We start from the raw sequence: 21,209 nt of genomic DNA, 5'->3' as shown, positions 1-21,209 counted from the left end.
CGCATGCGGGCAGATGGCTGATGAACACTCCAGCCTCGCCACCGCGGGCGCGCGGGCTCCCTCACCGCGGCTGTAGTACTAAGGCTCCCGCACGGGCTCGTCGTCTTCGTCGTCGCCGAAGAGCACGCCGACCTGCAGCGGGGTCGTCTCGAACGGCTCGGCCCGGACCTGCTCGCCGCGCTCGGCGGCGAGGATCTCGACGTAACCTTCCTGCGTCCAGCGATAGACGGCCAGGGTCTCTTCCTCGGGGTCGATGATCCAGTAGTGCGGAACCTGGTGCCGGTGATAGACGCGCTTCTTCTTGATGAGATCGTTCCGCTTGTTCGTCGAGAGGATCTCGCATATCCAATCGGGGCGCACCATGATCGGGATACCGCGCGGGCGCTCCGGGACGCGGTCTCGTCGCCAGCCGACCACGTCGGGGCGGACGGTGTTCGTGGCGTCGAAGTGGACATCGACCTCGGTCGCGAACCACCATCCCCCGGGCCTGCGCCCGCCGGGGCGCTGATCGTAGGGGTCGACGTAGGCGGAGAGCTTGCGCTGCACGGCCCCGTGCTCGCCGGTCGCGGCCCCCTTCTCGACGATGCTGCCCTCGATGAGCTCGTGGCGCCGCTCCTCCTCGGGGATCGCAAGGAGATCCTCCAAGGTCGCGGGACGGGCAGCCTTCGGCGCGGATGCGGTCATGCCCCGACGATAGCAAATCCCTTCGGGCGGCGCCTCCCGGCGGGCGTGGCGCAGTGCGAATCTGGTGGAGCTCGAAACACGCTCTCGATGAGGTCGGGCCCCCTGGCTCCTGGGGCTTGCGATCTCCCTGGACGTCACCAGGAGAGACTGGAGAGCACACGCACAACGCTCTCGGGAGAAGAACATGACCAAGACCGAAGATCTGCGGCGTGATCTCGAGGGCAGGGTCGCGATCGTCACCGGCGCAGCGAGCGGCATCGGTCGGGCCACGGCGCCCTTGCTGGAGGCGCGCGGCGCCGCGGTCGTGGCCGAGGACATCCACCCGGCGGTCGACGAGCTGGCCCGCGGTGACGGCCGCATCGTGCCGTTCGTCGGGGATGTCGCCCAAGCGCCGAGGGGACACGTGTTGCTCTCGTGACCGCCCGGGAAGACGCCTCAGCGCTTGTTGCGCTTTCGCTCGGCGGCCCTGGGGGAGCGCGCGCGGTCTGCGGCGTGCTGCAGGAGCGGGCTCACCTCTCGCGCGCTCTCGATCAGCGCTCGCACCACGGGCGCGCCGCCGTCCTCCGCGCGCCATGTGACGACTTCACTCAGATCGATGTGGAGATCTTCGACGGACCGCCACAGCAACGAGGTCTGCGAAGCCAGCTCCCAGAACTTCTCCGAGAGGAAGGTGACCGCGTCGCCGATCACGACCAGCGCCAGGAGCGCCTCCAGGTCGAGCACCTCCGCCGTCACGTGCAGCGTCACGCCCTGTGCGCGCGCCGCCGTGATGAGGTCCGCGTGGAGCCTCGGATAGAGCTGACGTGGCTGGAGCAGCACGCGCTCGCTCTCGAGGTCTCGAAGCCGGATCTTCTTGAGCCGTGCGAGTCGATGCTCAGGGGAGAGGAGCAGCCCGAGTCGATCGCGGGTCATCTCGAGGTGGCCGAGGGCGTCGTCATCGGGCGCGTAGGCCCCATAGCCGAAGGCAATCGTCCCCTGCCGCAGCGCCGTCCACTGCTCCAGGCTGCTCGTGGGGACGAGCTGGAGGCCGACGTGGGGCGCTCGCCGACGAAACGCCGCGACGAAGGACAAGAACGAGCCCATGAAGGACGTGCCCGTCTCAAAGCCGATGACCACGGTACCGAGCCTGCCTTCGGCGATCCCCTTGGCTTCGTCGACGGCCGCGTCGACGCTCGCGAGGATGCTCCTGGCTCTCTCCGCGAAGGACTTCCCGGCGGCCGTGAGCTTGATCCCGCGTCCCTCGGGCGCGAAGAGCTCAACGCCCATCTCCTCCTCGAGGTCCTTCATCTGCCGACTCAATGGAGACTGCGAGACGTGGAGCCTGGTGGCGGCTCGGCGGAAGCTCTGCTCCTCGGCGATGGTGACGAAGTAGCGGAGGTGTCGGAGTTCCATGGTCTCAACCGTTACCCTGGGGGCATCATATCCGTGCGATCCATGTCTTGGACGGCTCGGTTCGAGAAACGTACCATGCTTCCCATGAACTCGACGATCCCGAAGCGTCCCGCCTCCCGGGTGCTGGTCTCCGGCGCCAGCGTCTCCGGTCTCACCATCGCAACTTGGCTCGCCCGCTACGGCTTCGCGGTCACGGTGGTCGAGCGTGCGCCGCATCTACGCCCGGGCGGGCACGCGCTCGACGTCCGGGGGCCGGCCCTGGAGGTCGCGGAGCGGATGGGCATCCTCGCTGCGCTCCGCGATCGAAGCACGAGGCTGACGGGCATCTCTGTGGTCGACTCGGCCGGTCAGGAGATCTTCCGGAGCACGGAGAGCACCTTGACGGGCGGCCGACTCGACAGCCCCGATGTCGAGATCTTGCGCGACGACCTGTGTCACGTGCTTCACGAAGCCGTGGGCACCCAGGTCGAGTACCTCTTCGCCGATTCCATCGCGTCGCTGACCCAGGACGAGTCGGGCGTCGACGTCACGTTCGTCACGGCTGCGCCTCGCCGCTTCGAGCTGGTGGTTGGCGCCGACGGATTGCGTTCGGGGGTGCGGCGGATCGCCTTCGGCCCCGATGAGCAGTTCGTCCGCGCCTTCGGCGACCTGTACATTGCGACGTTCGGCATGCCGAACTTTCTCGGTCTCGAGCGCTGGCAGGTCATGTACCAGCAGCCGGACTCCGTCGGCGCGCTGGTCATGGGCCTGCGGAGGGATGTCAACGCGAGGACGTATCTCGGCTTCAACGCGCCGAAGGGGATCGACCACGACGTCCGCGACATCGACGCGCAGAAGCGGTTGCTCGCCGACCGCGTCGCGGGCGCTGGCTGGGTGATTCCGCAGATCGTGGAGCACATGCTGCGCGCGACCGACTTCCACTTCTACTCGCTGAGCCAGGTCCGCATGAGCAGCTGGTCACGTGGGCGGATCGTGCTGGCCGGCGATGCTGGCTACGCCGTCTCTCTGGGTACGGGGCAGGCCACCTCGGTCGCGATGGTCGGCGCTTACGTTCTGGCCAGTGAGCTCGCCATGCACAAGGAGGATCTGGTGGGTGGCATAGCCGCGTACGAGGACGGCCTGCGCGCCTACGTGATTCGCAATCAGGACATCGCGCTGGAGCAGAACGCAAAGCCTGACGAACCGACGGACGAGGGGCAGACCGCCCCCGGCGGCAGCATCCCAGACTTCGGAGCGCTGACGCTGCCGTTCGATCTCAAGGACTACCAGGATCTGGTGAGGCTTTCGTGAGGCTTCGGTGAGGCTCCGCGAATCCCGATGCTCCGAAGCGGCCTGGCCGCCTTGTGTCGCTGCGCCTGGACCTCTCCACCCGTGAGGCCGAGGTCCGGCACGTCGAGGTGGTGGAGAGCTCGCGGCGCCTCGGCGACATCGAGGCGAGCGGCGGCTCGAAGGACGAGCCCGCGCAGATCGTGAGGACCTCGATGACGGCGCTCGATCTCCTGGAGCGCGCGGGCAGGAGGCGATCGCAGCTCGATCCAGTCCAGGGTGGTCACGTCGGGCAGGTCCCTGCCGAGACGAAGCCCGACATTGAGCTCAGCAACGACGGCGGGTGGAACGAGGACGTGCCGGTAGAGTTGTTGCAGGATGTCGAGACGCCCGAGTCGGTGAAGGTAGCTCAGCGGCCCGTGTCGCGGATCACCGCAACCGGATACGTCATCTTGCCGCCGTCCTGGCAGCATCCACATCGGCCAGGTCGAACGCAGCGGTCGAGATGCCGATCTCCGCGAGCCGGGCGGCGAAGCGAAAGCGCTCCACGCACGCGATCTCGGCGGCCTTGACCAGCGACACACGACCCTCCTCGTAAAGCCGGACCGCGGCGGCGAAGGCGATCTCGGACGCCAGCCGTTCGGCCGGGACCTGGAGCGCTGCGCTGAGGTCGTCGGGTACGGTCAGGACGACGAGGGTCATGCCTCACAGGTATCGCCGAAGGCCCCCGGTGTCGAGATGGGCTCGGGGACAGAGGACCGATCACGCCGCCGCCTACTTGTTGGAGTCGAGCCGCCTCTGCTGGTCAGCTCGCTCTCGTGCCCGGCCTTCGGCCAACCAGCACCGGGCGAAGAGGATAGGAGCAACAACTAAACCTAGGATGGGCGCCGAGCTCGATGAAGGCATCGTTACGGCGGAGGGAGCATCTGGACGCCGGCGCCGGTGTCTGCGAGGACACCCCACAGCTTCCGCGCGAGCTCCTCAATTTCCGGCGACAGTTCTCCGCCCGCGAGCCATTGTTGCACGAGCGATGAGAGCCGCTCAAGACGCTGGATGTCGTCTTCTGTGACCTTTTCCGGTCCACCCTGCGCCAGGCCCTGGTCGCGCAGCGCCATGAACCGACGAAGGCCGTTCTTTAGTTCTTCCAGGCCATCGAGCAGATGCGCCTCGTAGTTGGCGAACACGCAACGCCACACGAGCATCTGAAGCAGCCCTTCCCCATTAAAAATGGCCGCAGCCGTCTCAGCACTGGCCGCACGCTCCGCATCTACGCCACTCAACGACGCCTCCTGTGATGAATATTGTCATCATATACACAGCGATGCAGGACCTCTACCAAACGGAAAATGACAATTGTCGCCGTTTGGGTAAGTGTACGAGCACATCCATCCAGCCGGCACAAATCGGTTACAGGCATACAGCTTGCCATTGCCGACGCTCGGTTTTTTTGGATGAACGGCATAGGCGGCGTGGCAGTAGATTTTTTGTGCCACGCATTTGTCGGAACATGGGCCGCCATGTTCTCCCTCCTTACGAAGATTCTATTGGTCAAGACCGCCTCGGAGACCTCCGAAGTTTGCTCCTCGGCGCCTTGTTCCGTAGTCTCACCGTTGTCGCCTGGGTCAACAACGCATCCCACCACAAAAATGGCACCGATCAGGAATGCCGGCCATCTCATAGATCATCGCCCCCCTCTCGTGAAGGTTCAAACAGCTAGAACCGTGCCTTCCGGACGTGAGATCCGGCGAACCAGAGCAGGTACGCGCGCCGTGCCCGCTCGCCTCGCGAGCCTCATCGAAGCGAGTGCCAGATAGACATGCGAGCGAGCTTATCCTTATGACGTTCTTTTGAAGCGAACAGAGGTAAAGCCGCAAAATCGGTCAAGTGGGTCGAGATGACACTGTCGGCCTGACCTGCGCAGCTCGCCGCGCGGCAGCTGAGGTCGTGGGAGGCTGGCAGTCGTCGTTCAGTGTGAGCAGGCGGCCGTTCAGTGGTGGAGGGTGTTCGTCAACCGATCGACCGACGAGCGGCGAGCTCCGCGCCGGATCAGAGCGCGACCACGTCCGCCTCGACGCCGGCCGCACCGAGGTCGCCCTGCTGGACATCGGCCCGGCCTCGCCGAGCTCGACGAGGCCGGGCCGCCGGCGCGGTCCAGCGGATCATCGCCTCCAGGTAGAAGCGCCGCTCCCGCCGGAGCTTGGTCATGACGCGGTGCCTGATGTGGCGATGGGCGGGGTGTCGCTGGGCAAGGCGACGATCGACGTCTGCCTCTTCTCGCCCGTCTGGACTGGGGTGGATCCGGCGTCGCCCTTCCCTGGCGGGCCGCCGTCCACGTGGCCGAGCTCGGGCGCGTGGACGGCGAGGCGCTCGAGGACGCTGCCTGGCTAGGAGGTCGCGGGCGCGGGGGTCCCGGGGGCGGGCGCCGCCGCCGGCTTGCCGCTGGCCTCTGCCGGCTTGCCGTTGGCTTGTCCGGGCTCGGTGGCCTTGCGGGCCTTCTCGCGCCGCGCCGCCGCGCGCCGGCGCCGCTCGTAGGCGCTCGTCACCTCGCGGGCGATCTCGGGGTGGCGCCGGAAGACGTGGGCCGCGGTCTTCCGGATGGCGCCGACCCGCTCGACCATGAGGTGCAGGAGCTGGTTGCGGGTCGTTGTCGCGGCGGCCGAGGCGCCGGCTTCGGGGGCCACCTCCAGCGCTCGCCGTTGCAGGTCCTCCGCGAGCTTCCTGGCCTCGGCGATGAGCCGCACGTCAAACGCCTCATCCGCCTCGACGAGGCGGCCCTTGAGCGACTCCGCGAGCCCCGCGTAGTCGCGGAGCGCCTGGGAGAGGGCGCTCGATCGCTGGCCGTCCTGCGCGTGAAACTCCTTGATGCGCGCGAGCTGCGCGTCGGCGGGCTCGTCGACGTCGTCGTCGAGCAGGAACTCGAGCGCCGACTCGAGCTCATCGACGAGGAGCCGGGCGCGCTCGCCGAGATCGGCCACGGCCGGATCGACGATGAGCAGCAGCCGAGTCTGCGCTTCCTGCACGGCGTGCACGATGGAGAGCAGCTCCTCGCTGCTCGAGGCGGGCAGGCGGTTCTTGACCCGCTTGAGGCCCGGGCGCTCGCCGTCGGGCTCCCAGTACTTCTTCGCGAACGCCGCGGCGGCGACCGCCTCGCGCACGGCAATGTCGTACGGAATATTCAGCGGGTTGTCGGTCCGCTCCGACCCGGCGGCGACCTTGACCCAGCGATCGAAGTTCGGTCCTTGCTTTGCCATGATGATTGCTTGATCCCTCCTCCTGCGACCCGCGCCCCCCGGGCACGGCGCAATGCGGCAAGGATGAGCTCGGTCGGGGGAGAACGTCGAGCACGGAGCAAGATCTGGACGTGGGTGGGGGGAGCCGGGAGGCGAGGCGGCGGGGTGGGATGTCCAGATGAGCGAGGGGGATGTCCAGATGAGCCGGGGGGTGTCCAGATGAGCGGGCGGGATGTCCAGATGAGCGGGCGGGATGTCCAGATGAGCGGGCGGGATGTCCAGATGAGCGAGGGGGATGTCCAGATGAGCCGGGGGGTGTCCAGATGGGCGGGGGGCGCGAACGGCGGCGGGACGGCGTCGATGCGCCACACGGCGCAGGTCGCCCGGATGCTGGCCCTCGCGCACCACCTCCAGGGCGCCATCGACCGGGGACTCCTCGCAGCCCAGCGCGCCGTGGCCCGCAAGCTGGGCCTCACGCGGGCGCGGGTGACGCAGCTGCTCGACCTGCTGCTCCTCGCGCCCGATCTTCAAGACGCCGTCTTGGCGCTCGAACCTGCCGACGGCGCCGAGCCGATGGCCGAGCGGCCCCTCCGGGCGGTGGCCCACGCGGGGACATGGGCCCAGCAGCGGGCGGCGTGGGCGCGGAGGTACCCTAAGTCGCCGTGGAAATTTCGTCCTCGGCGTTGTCTTGGTGAAAGTGCTTCCGTATCCTCGTGCGGCCCGATGCCAGCGCGAGGACTAGCCCTGCCCGAGGACATCCTCACCACCCGTAAGGTCGCGGACCACCTGAAGGTGATCGAGCGCACGCTCTACCGCTTGGTCCAGGAGGGAAAGCTCCCGGCGTTCAAGGTCGGCAATTCCTGCCCGTTCCGCCGCGAGAACCTGGAGCGGTGGATCTCCGAGCAGTCGCGCGGAACAGACATGAACCACGAGGACGACTGACTTGAGTACGCCATCTGCCGAACGGAGCCGAACGATGCTGGGATTGACACTGCGCGAGGAGTTTCAGGGCCGCCGCCTCAAGGGCACGGCTATCGAGCTCGCGAACGAGAACAACACGGGCGCGACGCAGATCGGCGCTGCCAAGTTTCTCGGCATCACGTACCCGACGGCCGACGTGATCTCAGCGATGGAGGCAATCGGGCCTGAACGCGGCCAGCCCGTCGTGCTCATCGGCGAGCGCGGACAAGGGAAGTCGCATTTGCTAGCCGCCGTGTACCACGGGTTCACGAGCCCCGAGGTCACCTCGGAGTGGCTCAAGGCGTGGGCCATCCGCCTGGGCCAGCCGAAGCTCGGCGAGATCAGACTGCGACCGAAGACACGCGTCATCAGCGAGAGCCTCCACCGCCAGAACTACAAGTTCCTGTGGGACCTCGTTTTCGAGCGTCACCCGCACGGCAGCTACATCAAGGGGAAGTGGGAGGCGCAGGGCGACAAGAAGACCGACATCCCTGGTGACAAGCTCCTCATCGAGCTCTTCAAGCACACTCCGACGGCGCTCATCCTCGACGAATTCCAGACCTGGTACGACGGCCTCACAAACACCAAGCACTTCCCCTGGCGGACCTGGGCGTTCAACTTCATCCAGCTCCTCTCCGAGATCGCCAAGGAGCACCCCGAGTTGCTCGTGCTCGTTGTCTCGGTCCGTAACGGAGAGACCGAGGCGTACCAGCAGATCCACCGCGTCAACCCGCGTCAGATCGACTTCAAGGGGCCGAACGCGCGTCGCGATCGGCTTCGTCTCCTTCTGCACCGCCTCTTCGACAATCGGATGCAGGTGCCCGCGCAGCAGATCGAAACCGCCATCGCGGCACACGTTTCGGAACACCTCCGCCTCGCCGAGGTTGCGCCCGCGGAACACCAGCGTGTCCGCACCGAGTTCGTCGAGGCGTGGCCGTTCGCGCCGCATCTAATGACGCTGCTCGAAGACCAAGTGCTGGTTGCGACGCAGGCGCAGGAAACCCGCGACTTGATCCGAATCCTCGCCGACGCGTTCAAGTCACGGAACGCCAATTCGCCCATCATCACCGCCGCCGATTTCCGACTCGACGACGACAAGAGCGGCATCGCCGCGCTGCTCGACTCGGTCTCCAACCAGCACCATGCCAATCTCCGAGAGAGGGCGCAGCGCAACCTCAGTGCCGTGCTCGACGCGGTGAAGGACCCGGCGCAGAACGTCCCGCACCTCGCCGATATCGTGGGTGCACTCTGGCTCCGCTCGCTCGCGCTCAAGAACGCCGGTGCCGAGCCTGCTGAGCTACACGTCGACATCACGCGAGCGAAATCGATCGACGACAATTTTTTCCAAGCCGAGTTGTCCACCATCGTCGAGAACAGCTTCAACATCCACCAGGAGGGTTCGCGGCTCGTCTTCCGTGAGGAGGAGAATCCGCAGGCGAAGCTCATCGCCAACGCCCGCAATGACAAGCTGTTCGGCGACGGCTCCGACAAGCTCCAGCTCGCGCGCGAGGTCCGCTACGTTATTGGCGGCGCCGAGAGCGTCGCCGAAAAGTTCCGAGTCGTCGTGCTCGGCCCGAGCTGGACCTCCAACCCGTGGGCGGGCGTCGAGGAAAGCGACCTCCCCGCGCAATGGAATGAGCGTATCCCGCTGCTCGTCGTGCCGGAGCCGCCTGACAAAGTAGAGGCGCGGCTCGGCACTTGGCTCAAGGAGCGGCTTCAGACGCGCCGCAACGCCGTTCGCTTCCTCCTGCCGCGCGACGGCAGTGAGAACCTTTTCTACGACCGCGATCTCCTCGTGCTCGCGCGTGCGGTCCTGCTCGCCCAGAAGTGGAAGACGCAGAACCCCGAATTCAAGAAGCTGCACACGAAGTACGAGCGTGAGCTGCGCGATATCCTGAAGCGCCGATTCGACCGCTTCGCGATCCTCGCCACGTGGAATTTCCAGACCCCCTCGCAGTGTACGTTCCACGTCGAGAGCCACAAGGCCGAGGGCGCGCAGATCCCGGAGACTGTCGACGGGCTCGTCTCCAAGAACCTCTTCGTCTCGGAGGACTTCGACGCGCTCGTCCTCGCGGCCGCCCAGCAGAACGAGTCGGTCGGCAAGCTCCTTCGCGAGCTGCAGGAGCCGCGCCCTGGTGGCGAGGACTGCATCCCGTGGCTTGGCGAGATGCTGATGAAGGAGAAGCTCGTCAGGATCTGCGCCCGTGGTGAGGTCGCCATCAACCTGCGCGGCATGGAGTACTTGCAGGTGCGCGCCGGCGAGAACGAGGAGACCGCGTGGAAGCGGATGCGCGGCAAGCTCGGAACCGGCAAGCACCTCGACGAGACCTACGTCCTTCTCCCGCAGGCGGTCCCGCACGCGGAAGGTGTGGTGCCGCCACCGCCGCCCCTCGTCCCGACGTCGAAAGGCGGCGCGGGTGGCCAGCGTCCTCTCGGGCCGCCGCAGTTGCCGGTCACGGGCGGTGATGCCGGCGCGACGGCTGGCGCGGATCAGGGCCCGATCTCGACGCCGCCTGGCGGCAGCATCTTCGGTGGCGGCCCGAGCACGATCGTTCGCCAGTTGAGCACGGCGGGCGCCACCTCTGCACTCAACCTGCTCGGCAAGGTGGAGAGCTGGGGTATCACCACCGGCACGCAGCTCCAGGACGTCCAGCTCAAGGTCGCGAGCCTTACGGGCGCGCAGCTCAACGATATTCTCAAGAAGCTTCCCGACGGCATCACCTACGAGCTGACGCTGAACAAGGAGGAAAAGTGATGCCGTTGCCGCTCACCTTGCTGCGGCAGCTTCAGGCCGCCTCTCCTGACAACGCTTGGGCGAGTCTCTTCAAGCACGCGTGGAACACGTGTTCTGCGCCGCTCGCACCGGAGAAGGCGTCGTCGGAGGTGACCAAGCGCGATGCCGAGCTGGGAGCGGCGGACCTGTTCCTCGCGACGGCGGGATGGGACCTTTGGAGATCCTACGAGGCCGTCGTCCCACGCACTGCCGACGTCCTGGCCTCGTGGTGGGCCGAGCGTGGCGCTGGGCGCGCGGCGCTCGTCCTCGACGCCCTCTCGCTCCGCGAGGTGCCGTGGCTCCTGAAGGGGGCAGGGGAGCACGGCTACACGGTTCACCAGGCTCGCCCCACGGGCGCCGAGCTGCCGGCAGACACGACGCCGTTCGCCGAGGCCCTCGGCTTCGCGAGCCGAGGCTCGCTGCAGAACAACGGCGGTGCGGGCAAGGGGCGCCTCGCGGGCGCGACGACGGACTCGACCGATCTGCCTTGGGAGGACTGCGCCGCGCAGATCAACGCCTCACAGGACTGGCTGCTCTGGCACCACTGGCCCGACGAGCGACTGCACGAGCTCGGCGCGCCCGGGCACGGCCTCGCTGCGCTCGCCAAGGAGGCCGCCGAGAAGCTCACCAGCGACGCCTTCTGGGGCCTCGTCCACACGCTCACGACGGGGCGACGCCTCGTCATCACGGCCGACCACGGCTATGCGGCAAGCGGGCACTTCCCCGACACCGCCGATCCTACGCAGGCGCAGTACCTGAAAGCCCGGCTCAAGAGCGGACGGTGGAGCGCGCTCGCCGAGCTCGAGCAGCCCGATCCGGGCAACTGGGTACCGCCGCTCGATCTGCATCTGAAGACCGCCCACGCCGACGCGACGTTCGCGCTCGGCCGACGCAAGTGGAAAAGCCAGGGCGGCTATCCAACTCTCACGCACGGTGGCCTCTCGTTGCTCGAAGTCACGGTGCCGTTCATCGAGCTTTCGCGCACGGGTGGAGCATAGACATGGCCAGAGCAAATAGCAGTGGAACGACGAAGCCCCAGCGCGTGGCGAAGGCGGTTGCCGACGCCGTCGGCGCAGGCCGCGCAGTGCAAGTTGAAACGGTCGACTTCAACGATCCTAACCGGCCGAAGACTTGCCTCGAGGTCGACTTCCCGATCCTCCCGGTGAACCAGGTCGCGGCGATTGAGGGCAACGCGAGCAAACCCATCTACCAGATGTCGAAGTGGTGGGCGCGGCGTCGCTCGAGCGTGTTCCGCTCGCTCTTGCTCTCGGCATCAATGAAGGCGCCCGGGGACACGTCGCAGGCAGCGAAGGCCGTGTGGGACGTCTACTACGCGAACCACCAGAAGAAGCGTTCGTTCGCGAACCTCAAGGTCGCCGACATCTTTATGGGGGGCGGCACTACCATCGTCGAGGGCAGCCGCCTCGGCATGCAGATGTTCGGCAACGACCTGAACCCGGTCGCGTGGTTCGTCGTGAAGACCGAGCTGGCCGACGTGAAGAAGGCCGAGGTCGAGGCGCTACTCGCCGACATCGAGGCCGAGGTGAAGCCGCAGATCATGCCGTTCTACGCGTACAACGGTCCGCACGGCGAGCGCGGAACGTGGACGCGCCTGTCGGACGGAAAGGTCATGGGCGACGACTTCGATCCGCTGGCTCTCAAGCCAGAGGAGCGCAAGGGCTACAAGTACGACGGGCCCGAAACCGTTTACGTCTTCTGGGGCAAGCACATCCCGTGCGCGATGACCGGCTGCGGGCACCGCACGCCCGTCATGACGTCGCCCGTCATCGCGCTGAAGGAACTCTCGGTGAAGGCGTGGGCGCACACCTGCAAGGCGTGCAAGACGTCATTCGACATCGAGGATTCCGAAGCACGCATGGCGCCTGACGCGAAGCTCATCGTGTCAGCCGATGAGAAAGCGTTCTGCGCGCTCGACACGAAGAGCAGCAGCATCAAGTGCCCGTCTTGTGGAGAAAAGGATTCGTTTCCGAACCTCGGGAAGCCGACGAAGAAGAAGGTCCAACTTGCGCTGATGGCACATCCGCGCTGGCTGGCAGGAATTACCGGCACGAGCTCCGACGGCACGCTGGGGGGCAGTGTCACCGACAACGCGACCGACACGTGCCGGTGGCTCGAGGAACGCTCGAGGGATGCCGTTGTCGTCGAGCTTCGAGGCTCGTTGCCGGAAAGCATCACCGTAGACGGCATCGTCGTGCAGCCTAGCGCCAAGGGCGGCACGGTTCCGAAGGACGGCCACTTCGCCTGCGGCGCCTGCGGTGCCGTGCAGCGGATTGTGGTGGCGACCAACGCTTCGGGAAAATCGGCGCCGGTGGCGCCACTCGTGATGCAGTGCTTCAGCCCTGGACTCAGGAAGACTGGCGCTGCCTATGGCGGTCGATTCTTCACGGCGTCCCTCGATTCAGCTCCATTCGAGGCTGCGTGTCGCGAGTGGGAAGTCCGGCGCGAAGCCGACCTGAAGGGGTTCTGGCCCGAGAGCGAGATCCCGTTCGGCCATATGACCCACCAACGACAACCGCTTCCTCAGCACGGCTACCTCCGCTGGACGGACATGTTCAACGCGCGGCAGTTGCTTGTGCACGCGCTACTGTTCAAGACGATCTCGAGCGTTGGCGGCGCGAAGCACCGATGGGAAACTCGGGAACTCGTGCTCGGGGCGTTCCAGCAGTACCTGCGGAACCAGAACATGTTTAGCTTCTGGAATATCCAAGCCGACAAGCTCGAGCCCCATATGAGCAACAACAACTACCACCCGAAGCACGTAGTGGTTGAGAACAGCGTCTTCGGCGCGATGGGGCGCGGCAACTGGTTATCATGTACGGAGTCGCTGACCGAGACTCTCGATTGGCGAGAGCACCCCTGGGACGTCGTGAGTAACGAATGGCTCGCCCAGCATTCGCCGGTCATCGCTCCAGACCTCACCGGAAAAAGTGAGAAGGGCTACCTCGGTGATCCTCCGTCTGTGCCATCGACGCTCAAGTGCGGCTCCGCAAGCGGCATCGATGAGTGGAAGACCGGAGCCTTCGATCTGGTCATCACCGATCCTCCGTTCGGCGGCTTGCTCTTTTATGCCGAACTCGCGGACTTCTTCTACGTCTGGTTGCGCAAGGTCCTCCGCGACAAGTACCCCGAGTTTTTCTCGTCCGAGTACACCCCAAAGACGCTCGAGGCCATCTCGAATCCGGCCCAGCACCCGGACGACGCCGACGCGCACTACAAGCGCGTCTTGACCGAGAGTTGGCGTGAAGCTTCGCGGCTCCTTCGTCCATCGGGCATCCTGGCATTCACGTTCCACCACAGCGAAGACGCGCCGTGGGTTGCGGTGCTCGAAAGCCTCTTCGACGCGGGCTTCTATCTTGAGGCGACGTACCCAATTCGCAGCGACGAGTCGAAGGGCGAAGGCGAATTCGGCTCGAAGCAGATCGAGTACGACATCATTCACGTCTGCCGGAAACGCACTGAGGAGCCCACGGCTGTGAGCTGGGCGAAGATGCGCCGGCAGGTGCTCCAGGACGTGCGCGCGCTGAAAAGCATGCTCGAACACCATCAGAAGGCCGGTTTGCCCGAGGCCGACCAGCAGGTCATCCGCCGTGGCAAGGCGCTCGAATACTACTCCCGCCACTACGGCAAGGTGCTGGTCGACGACGGCCGCTCTATAAGCGTACTCGAAGCGCTCGTAGGCATCAACCAGCTCCTCGACGAGGAGACGGGCGGCATCAAGGATCCGCCGCCCGTGGCCGCCGAGCCGTTCACCCGTCAGTTTCTTCGTCTCTTCGATAGTGTGAAGGAGATCCCGCGCGACCACATCCAGAAATTCCTGCGCGGCACAGGCATCGCGCCGTCGGACTTCGAAGCGCGCGGCTGGTGCAAGGAGGAGAAGAAGGTCTACCACATGACCCCACCGCTCGACATCGCGCGCGCATGGGCTGGCAAGCACCGGAGTGGGATGACGAGCGACTACGACCAGGCCGCGTTCCTCATCGGCGCGTGCTTCGAGAACAGCGGAATCAACGCCAACGACACGCTGTCCAACGAGCGGTTCAAGCCGCACCCGGCCCTCGGCTCGCTGCTGGAATGGTTCGCTACGCGTGGCGCGACGTCGGAGATCCGTAACGCCGCCTCGCGAGCGCAGACCATCCTGCGCTCATGGCGCTCGAAGCACGAGAAGCAGCATCAGCAGATGACGCTCTTCTTCGAAGACCAGGGGGCCGCATGAGGGTCGAGAGGTCACAACGATGGATGCGTCGCGGCTTCTCGCTTCTGTGGGAGCCGCGCGTCCTGACCGACGTCATCGCGCCGACTGCCGTGGTGTCGATCCGCGACTTCTTCGCATTGCGGAAGGCGTGGCCCGATGACCTGCCGAGCTCTGAAAGCGATGCACTTGTCGTCGCCGGTCTCGACGGCTGCCTCGACTCGCTCTCGGAGCAGGACGCCGAGTCGTGGCTCGAGAGCGACCTAAAGCCGGCGGTGCTCAGCTTCCAGGAGCACTACGAGGGACAAGCCGCACTCATCCTCTGGCTCGCGTCGGGCCGCGCGCGCGTCGGGATGGACCTCGCCGACGAGGAGTACTTCTGGAAGATCAGCGCTGGCCGCGACGGCGCGCGCCTTCCGCTGGGTCGGTGCCTGTGGGGCGGCGCAGAGGCGGACGTCGCCCGCATTTTGTTCTCCGAGGAAAAGGACCCGGACTTCGATGGTGCGGCGTACGTAGGACTACATCACCCGAGAATTTCCTGACTCTATCGATCACGGAGGATGATGTGCCTGGACTGCCACAGCATGTACTGAAAGCGAAACTCGCGGCCGCGTTGCCGCAGGGGACAGATTTCTTGACCGGTGAGGAGACGCGGCCTGCGATTGTCACGATCCCCGACTTCGGCCGGGCGCGTTTCTACCTGTGGACCGTCACCCACGTTGCATCCTCGGATCGCCCTCCTGACGAGTTCAAGATTCAGCTTATTCTGCCCGGGCAAGCGCGCGGAGATCGCGGAACTCTAGAGTGCGACTCGCCCCCCACATTCCTTCTCGGATACTCTCCAGATTTTGGTGTTTTTGTTGCGTGGGAAGCAGCAATGCACGCCGACTTCTCCTTCAGCAAAGCGGTGCAGGTGCCGGAGGGACTACTTAGCGAGGCGCGAAGAACAGGATGGGCTGTAGCGGCGCCACGGTCGATACGTCAAGCAAATGGGTATAAAGAGGTTCGTGTCGCATGTACATCTGGCAATTTGCTTCACTTCATGAAGCAATCTTACCTGGCAGACGCGCAACGTCTTAATGGAAACGACCGAGAAGCCTTCTTTCTTGTCAACACTCCCAACATCGGCACCGCACCGACGACCACGACTCCAGCGAAGCCCGCTAAGACGATTCGACGACGGATAGCGCTGGAGCGCCTGGAACGCGATCAGCGATTCGCACTATTGGTGCGCAAACAATATGATTTCGCATGCGCAGTTTGCTCTACGCAGCTTAACATCGCGGAAGGAGCGCATATCATCCCAGCTTGCGAACCTAAAGGAGTAGACGAGGTCTGGAACGGAGTGTCGCTCTGCCCAAATCACCACAAGCTCTTTGACGCGAAAGTATATGTCGTCCGGCCGACACTTGAAATTGTAATTGACAGCCACGCCATCGAGTTCTTCATGGAATGCAAGCGATCTAATGGACTTGACGAGCTGCTTATTCGCTACTCCGGTTGTCAGATTCGCAGGCCAGCGTTCTTTGAAAGGGACAGTGAACTGACCGCACGCATGAAGAGGGCGCTCGAGGTACGGATGGCCTCCGCAGCGCTATGAATCGGACGTTTGCCCGAGGAAAGGCGCCGAACTTCGACATTGACACGTACGTCGGTCTGCACCACCCGAGAATTTCGTGAGGATCGAATGAGCCAAGCCGTTGCGTTCAACCCCGGACAGCGCGTCAGGCACGCCGAACATGGCGAGGGCGTTGTCGTCGACTCCGAGCGCAACGGCTACGTGCGTGCCTTCTTCGCGGACGGTGAGCGGCTCGTTGCGGTCACAGCGCTCCAGCCGTTCCTCTCGCGCACCGACCGCGTCATCAGCTCCATCGCGGGTGGCGACGACCGCCGGCGCGAAGCATGGCTCGAGTACGAGGCACATGTGCTGCCCCTCATGGAAAGCGCGGCCGCGCTGACCGCGGCGCCGATCGATCTCCTCCCGCATCAGGTCGTGCTCACCCATCGCATCGCGACAGCGTCTCCGCGCCGCTACCTCGTGGCCGACGAGGTCGGGCTCGGCAAAACGATCGAAGCGGCGCTCCTGCTTCGTGAGCTGGCCAGCCGGGGCGAGCTGAAACGCGCGCTGATGGTCGTCCCAGCGGGCCTCGTGAACAACTGGCACCGCGAGATGAACGAAGTCTTCCGCCTCGACTTCGAGGTGTTCGGCAGCGAGGGCGACGTCACCGATCGCAAATCCAACGCCTTCGCCAAGCACGACAGGCTGATCGCCAGCATCGACACGCTCAAGCGGCCCGCCCGCATCAAGCGGCTGCTCGAAGCGCCGCCCTGGGACCTCGTCGTGTTCGACGAGGCGCATCACCTGACCGCCTTCCGCAACGGCAAGAAGGTCACGAAGACCGAGAACTACAAGCTCGCGGAGGCGCTGAAGGGGCATGCGCGCGACCTCGTGCTGCTCTCGGCAACGCCGCATCAAGGTGACCATTTCCGGTTCTGGATGCTCGTCCAGCTCCTGAACCCGACTCTCTTCAAGAGCCCGGAGGACATGGTCGACAACCGGCATCGCCTCAACTCGGTGGTGTTCCGCCGAACCAAGGCAGACGCCTGTCGTCCCGACGGTTCGCCGCTGTTCGCCCGGCGCTGGGTCCACACCGAGTCGTTCACGATGGTCGATGAGGAGCGCACGTTCTACGCGGCGCTCAAGGAGTACCTCGAGGACGGCTTCGCGCTGGCGCAGCGGCAGGGCAACCAGGGCCGAGCGCTCGGCTTCGTGATGACGATCTTCCAGAAGATCGCCGCGTCGAGCTTCGCGGCCGTCCGGCGCACACTCCGTCGGCGCATCCTCATGCTCACGCTCCACGAGGCGATTCTCAAGGACCAGGAGCTGGACATCGACGCGCGCGAGCAACTCCTCGCGGAAGCCCGAGAGCTGATCCACGACGAGTTCGAGGTTGCGCGCGACTCCGTGGGACGCGGCCAAGTCGACGCGATCCTCGCCGAGCTTCGGGTGAAGCTGCTCAAGAAGCTCAACGAGGAGGAGCTGGAGCTCGCATCGGACGCGAGCGCCGGCGAGCTTGCATCGACCGGCAGCGAAGATATGGCAGTGATGGCGGTGAGCCTCGCGCTTCCCGAGGAGCGCCTGCGCATCCGCGAGCTGCTCCGCGTCTTTCCCGAGCGCCGCGAGACGAAGATCGAGAAGCTCTTGCGCGGGCTCGGGGCACTGTGGGAGCAGGACCCAAGCGAGAAGGTCGTCATCTTCGCGACGTACCTCGGCACGGTCGACCTCCTCGGTCGCGAGATCGAGAAGGCGTACCCGGGCCAGGGCGTCGTCGTCCTGCGTGGTGGCGACCACGGCGCGAAGCTCGCTGCCGAGCGGAAGTTCAAGAAGGCCGATGGCCCGCGCGTCTTGGTCTGCACCGCGGCGGGACGCGAAGGCATCAACCTTCAGTTCGCGCGCATTCTGTTCAACTTCGACCTGCCGTGGAACCCGATGGACATGGAGCAGCGCATCGGGCGCATCCATCGCTACGGCCAGAAGCACACCGCGCAGGTCTATAACCTGGTCCTCTCGGATACGATCGAGGGGCGCATCTTCCTGCTGCTCGACGAGAAGCTTCAGGAGATCGCCAAGACGCTCGGCAAGGTGGATGAGCACGGCAACGTCGCCGAGGACCTGCGCAGCCAAGTACTCGGGCAGCTCTCCGAGCGGCTCACTTACGACCGGCTCTACCGGGAAGCCCTCGGTGATCCCGAGTTGCGTCGCACGAAGGAGGAGCTCGAGGCCGCGCTCTCGAACGCCTCGGAGGCGCGCAAGGTGGTCTTCGAGCTGTTCCAGGATCTCGATGGCTTCTCGCTCGACGACTACGAACCATTCGCCGACGTGAAGCCTGGCCTCGAACGCGTGCTGGAGTTCTTGCGCGCGTCGCTGGCCGCCGAGGGCCGCCGCGTCGAGGCGCAGGACGACGGCACATACGTCGTCAAAGACGCTGAGCAGAAGGCGGTTTGCTGCTTCACACTTGACCGCGAGGCGGCGCGGGCGCGCGCTGACCTCGACCTCCTCGGTCTCGATCACCCGCTCGTGCAGGAAGCCATCAAGCGTTGGCAAGCGACCTCGCCCGAGAGCATCGGTGTCGCGGTCACGGGCGCCGAGGGGCCCGGCGTGCTGACCTGGTGGCTCGTCGAGACGCGCGGGCCCTCCGGTGAGCACCGCGCCTGCGTGCTGCCGCTCGGCGTGAGCGACGACGGCAAGCGCAACGCTCGGCTCGAACGCCTGGGCGCGGGTGTCTTCGCGCGACCAGGCCACGTCAATGGCACGACGTCCTCAGCCCGCAAGGCGCTCCTCCACGAGAAGGTCGAACCGATGCTCGAGCGCGAGCTGCAGCACCGCGAGATCGTTCCCGAGGGCGGCAGCTACGCTGCGAAGCTGATCGGCTGGATCGAAGTAAGCGGGGGCAATGCATGACGGCGACGAAGGACGCGGCTCCGAGGACGGCCAAGAGGTCCGGACGAGAATCCTATGGGTGGTTCTGGGCATCAACCTCACGACCGACGGAGAGCGCTGATGGACGTCATCGAAGAGCTCGATGAGCCGCTCGTCCCCATCGCGCAGGCGTGTACGGCACTCGGCGTCAGCCGTGCCACGCTTTACCGGCAGACCCAGCCCGCGAAGCCGCCCGCGCTGCACGACCCCGCTCCGAGCCCACGCGGCGCCGCCGCACACGGGCACGACCAGCGACGCGTCCGAACCTGGCGTCACGCCCACCGCCGCGGCGCGACCTCAACCGCTCACATCCCAGAGCCGGAAAGCGCCTCTCAACGCGACTGTCTCAAACCTGTTGGCAGCTTCCGGAACGCTCTCGGCCTCTCTCTCCCCGGCGGACGGAAGAGAGCGGCGGCCCCGAGATGTGGGGGCGCCCGCGCGTCGCTAGACTAGTAACACAAACTTGACTAACGGTTCTCGCTAGTAAAGGATCCGTGCCTAGCGCTTCGCTGTAGGCACGCGGGCTTTCCTGGCCGTCGCACCTGGACAAGCGGGCGTTCCTGGCGAACCCGACGATGCCGAAGCGAACGACCGGACGCTACGAGCGGACCACCGTCGGTGGCGAGGAGGTCGCCGCCTTCGTCCCGCACGCGCTGCCGCCCGCGGACCCGGCGATCGTCGTCGACGCTGCGCTCACCGAGCGCCTCCGCGCCGCCGAGCAGGCGCTCGTCCGCCTCGAGCTGGCCGGGGAGATGATCCCGTCGCTCGACTGGTTCATCTACGCGTTCGTCCGGAAGGAGGCGGTCCTGTCCTCGCAGATCGAGGGCACGCAGGCGACGCTCGTTGACCTCCTCACGTTCGAAGCCCAGGAGGGCGGTGAGCAGAGCGCCCCGCCGAACGCCGACGTCGAGGAGGTCTGCAATTACCTCGACGCGCTCACGTACTCGCGCGCCCAGCTCGCCGATCCGAAAGGGCTGCCGCTCTCGATGCGCCTGTTGAGCGAGACGCACCGGCGGCTCATGCGCGGCGTTCGCGGCGCCGAGAAGCTGCCCGGCGAGGTGCGGCGCAGCCAGAACTGGATCGGCGGCAGCCGTCCGGGCAACGCCGCGTACGTCCCGCCGCCGCCGCACGCGCTCGGCGAAGTCCTTGGCGCCTTCGAGAAGTACCTGCACGCAGACGACATGCTGCCGCCGCTCGTGCGTGTGGGACTCCTTCACGTGCAGCTCGAGACCATCCACCCGTACCTCGACGGCAACGGCCGTATCGGGCGCCTGCTCCTGACCCTGCTGCTCGATCACTGGAAGCTGCTGACGAAGCCGCTCCTGTATCTGAGCCTCTTTTTCAAGCGGCACCGCGACGACTACTACCGTCGGCTCAACGCCGTGCGCGTCGATGGCGACTGGGAGGGCTGGCTCGACTTCTTCCTCGACGGTGTTGCGACGATCGCGGACGAGGCGGTCGCGTCGGCCCGCGAGCTGTTCGCGCTCGTCGCCGCCGACCGCGCGCGTGTGCTCGCGCACGACGGAACGTCGGTCGTGGCGCTGCGGCTCTTCGAGCTGTTGCCCCGCCACCCGGTGGTGACCGTCGCGTCCGTGATGAAGCTCGTGGAGACGACGAAGCCCACCGCTGGCCGCGCGACCGAGCTGCTCGTCGCCGCGGGCGTGCTCGTTGAAACGACGGGCAAGAAGCGCGACCGCGCCTTCGTGTACCAAGCCTATCTCGACCACCTGCGAGTCGGCACTGAGCTCGAGGAGCACGCCCAGCGACGCGAACGAGTGCGCGCATCGACGACGCCCAGGATGGGATCCACGCGGAGACGCTGAAGAAGCTCTCGGACTCGTGACCGGCCCACCGATCGATGCCCGCGGCGCTCCCTGCGCGAACGCTGTCCACGCCGCTCGCGGCCTCGCCCGACGCGCAACACCACGAGCTTCCCCGGAGAAAACGAAACGGCCCCGAGGATCGCTCCTGGGGGCCGCCGTTGATTGGCCGGTCACCGAAGTGGGTGTGACTTCGTGAATGGCTCCAGCTGCTGGACTCGAACCAGCGACCCGGCGGTTAACAGCCGCCTGCTCTACCAACTGAGCTAAGCTGGAATGCGTCGGAGACGGCGCGAGAATAGTCAGCCGGACCTTCCCGTCAAGCGAATCCGCACGCCGCGTCGCTTTGGTGACGCGCAGGTGAGGTCGCCCGGTCTCTCCCCCCGCCCCGCCC

16 protein-coding genes, 1 tRNA gene and 1 pseudogene are annotated in these 21,209 nt (G+C 65.9%); 11 read left to right on the top strand and 7 right to left on the bottom strand.

From position 1 onward, the window contains the following. Window positions 1–78 precede the first annotated feature (78 nt). The gene (locus tag WME75_RS06675) at window positions 79–645 is read right to left on the bottom strand and encodes a Uma2 family endonuclease (RefSeq protein WP_437487320.1); all 567 of its coding nucleotides are present in this window, start codon (window positions 643–645) and stop codon (window positions 79–81) included. 223 nt (window positions 646–868) lie between these two features. On the opposite strand from WME75_RS06675, the pseudogene WME75_RS06670 reads away from it, so the two are divergent. Further along, window positions 869–1,066: pseudogene (locus WME75_RS06670) on the top strand (SDR family NAD(P)-dependent oxidoreductase); the annotation flags it as partial. 53 nt (window positions 1,067–1,119) lie between these two features. On the opposite strand, the gene WME75_RS06665 reads toward WME75_RS06670, so the two are convergent. After that, window positions 1,120–2,076, bottom strand: coding sequence for a LysR family transcriptional regulator (locus WME75_RS06665; RefSeq protein WP_437487317.1), 957 nt, complete (start codon window positions 2,074–2,076; stop codon window positions 1,120–1,122). 84 nt (window positions 2,077–2,160) lie between these two features. Between WME75_RS06665 and WME75_RS06660 the strand changes: the two genes are divergently transcribed. Continuing rightward, a complete protein-coding gene (locus WME75_RS06660) occupies window positions 2,161–3,366 on the top strand; it encodes an FAD-dependent monooxygenase (protein WP_437487315.1) in 1,206 nt (401 codons plus the stop codon). A gap of 423 nt (window positions 3,367–3,789) precedes the next feature. Here the strand turns inward: WME75_RS06660 and WME75_RS06655 are convergent, their stop codons facing one another. From WME75_RS06655 to WME75_RS06645, 3 genes are all read right to left on the bottom strand, one after another. Continuing rightward, complete coding sequence (locus WME75_RS06655) at window positions 3,790–4,044, bottom strand: UPF0175 family protein (protein ID WP_437487312.1); 255 nt, start codon at window positions 4,042–4,044, stop codon at window positions 3,790–3,792. Between the two features lie 206 nt (window positions 4,045–4,250). Next, on the bottom strand, window positions 4,251–4,622 hold the full coding sequence (locus WME75_RS06650; protein ID WP_437487309.1) for a hypothetical protein: 372 nt from the start codon (window positions 4,620–4,622) through the stop codon (window positions 4,251–4,253). Between the two features lie 766 nt (window positions 4,623–5,388). Beyond that, window positions 5,389–5,547 carry a hypothetical protein gene (locus tag WME75_RS06645; protein WP_437487306.1) on the bottom strand — a complete coding sequence of 53 codons (159 nt, stop codon included), beginning with the start codon at window positions 5,545–5,547 and terminating at the stop codon, window positions 5,389–5,391. Window positions 5,548–5,553: 6 nt separating this feature from the next. On the opposite strand from WME75_RS06645, the gene WME75_RS06640 reads away from it, so the two are divergent. After that, the gene (locus tag WME75_RS06640) at window positions 5,554–5,730 is read left to right on the top strand and encodes a hypothetical protein (protein ID WP_437487303.1); all 177 of its coding nucleotides are present in this window, start codon (window positions 5,554–5,556) and stop codon (window positions 5,728–5,730) included. Here the strand turns inward: WME75_RS06640 and WME75_RS06635 are convergent. Further along, the gene (locus WME75_RS06635) at window positions 5,727–6,593 is read right to left on the bottom strand and encodes a hypothetical protein (RefSeq protein WP_437487300.1); all 867 of its coding nucleotides are present in this window, start codon (window positions 6,591–6,593) and stop codon (window positions 5,727–5,729) included. The two genes, WME75_RS06640 and WME75_RS06635, sit on opposite strands and share 4 nt — an antisense overlap. A 339-nt stretch (window positions 6,594–6,932) precedes the next feature. Between WME75_RS06635 and WME75_RS06630 the strand changes: the two genes are divergently transcribed. The 8 genes from WME75_RS06630 (at window position 6,933) to WME75_RS06595 (ending at window position 20,818) form a co-directional block, all read left to right on the top strand. Continuing rightward, complete coding sequence (locus tag WME75_RS06630; RefSeq protein ID WP_437487297.1) at window positions 6,933–7,514, top strand: helix-turn-helix domain-containing protein; 582 nt, start codon at window positions 6,933–6,935, stop codon at window positions 7,512–7,514. A 34-nt stretch (window positions 7,515–7,548) separates the two neighbouring features. After that, a complete protein-coding gene (locus WME75_RS06625; RefSeq protein WP_437487295.1) occupies window positions 7,549–10,287 on the top strand; it encodes a DUF499 domain-containing protein in 2,739 nt (912 codons plus the stop codon). Beyond that, window positions 10,287–11,303 (top strand): hypothetical protein, encoded by a 1,017-nt coding sequence (locus WME75_RS06620; RefSeq protein WP_437487292.1) that lies wholly within the window; start codon window positions 10,287–10,289, stop codon window positions 11,301–11,303. Before WME75_RS06625 ends, WME75_RS06620 begins: the two co-directional genes overlap by 1 nt. 2 nt (window positions 11,304–11,305) lie before the next feature. Continuing rightward, a complete protein-coding gene (locus WME75_RS06615) occupies window positions 11,306–14,539 on the top strand; it encodes a DUF1156 domain-containing protein (RefSeq protein WP_437487290.1) in 3,234 nt (1,077 codons plus the stop codon). Beyond that, window positions 14,536–15,057 (top strand): hypothetical protein, encoded by a 522-nt coding sequence (locus tag WME75_RS06610; protein ID WP_437487288.1) that lies wholly within the window; start codon window positions 14,536–14,538, stop codon window positions 15,055–15,057. Before WME75_RS06615 ends, WME75_RS06610 begins: the two co-directional genes overlap by 4 nt. A gap of 92 nt (window positions 15,058–15,149) precedes the next feature. Then, entirely contained in the window at window positions 15,150–16,115 is a 966-nt protein-coding gene (locus WME75_RS06605; protein ID WP_437487286.1) for an HNH endonuclease, read from the top strand. An 87-nt stretch (window positions 16,116–16,202) separates the two neighbouring features. After that, complete coding sequence (locus WME75_RS06600; RefSeq protein WP_437494763.1) at window positions 16,203–18,977, top strand: DEAD/DEAH box helicase; 2,775 nt, start codon at window positions 16,203–16,205, stop codon at window positions 18,975–18,977. 593 nt (window positions 18,978–19,570) lie between these two features. Then, complete coding sequence (locus tag WME75_RS06595; RefSeq protein WP_437487284.1) at window positions 19,571–20,818, top strand: Fic family protein; 1,248 nt, start codon at window positions 19,571–19,573, stop codon at window positions 20,816–20,818. A gap of 197 nt (window positions 20,819–21,015) precedes the next feature. Here WME75_RS06595 and WME75_RS06590 read toward each other — a convergent pair. Beyond that, a tRNA-Asn gene (locus tag WME75_RS06590) sits at window positions 21,016–21,091 on the bottom strand. Window positions 21,092–21,209: the final 118 nt, after the last annotated feature.

Source organism: Sorangium sp. So ce1014, assembly GCF_051521505.1.
Taxonomy (GTDB): domain Bacteria; phylum Myxococcota_A; class Polyangia; order Polyangiales; family Polyangiaceae; genus Sorangium.
Note: the sequence above shows the minus strand (reverse complement) of the source record. Positions and strands in the feature narration are given on the sequence as shown.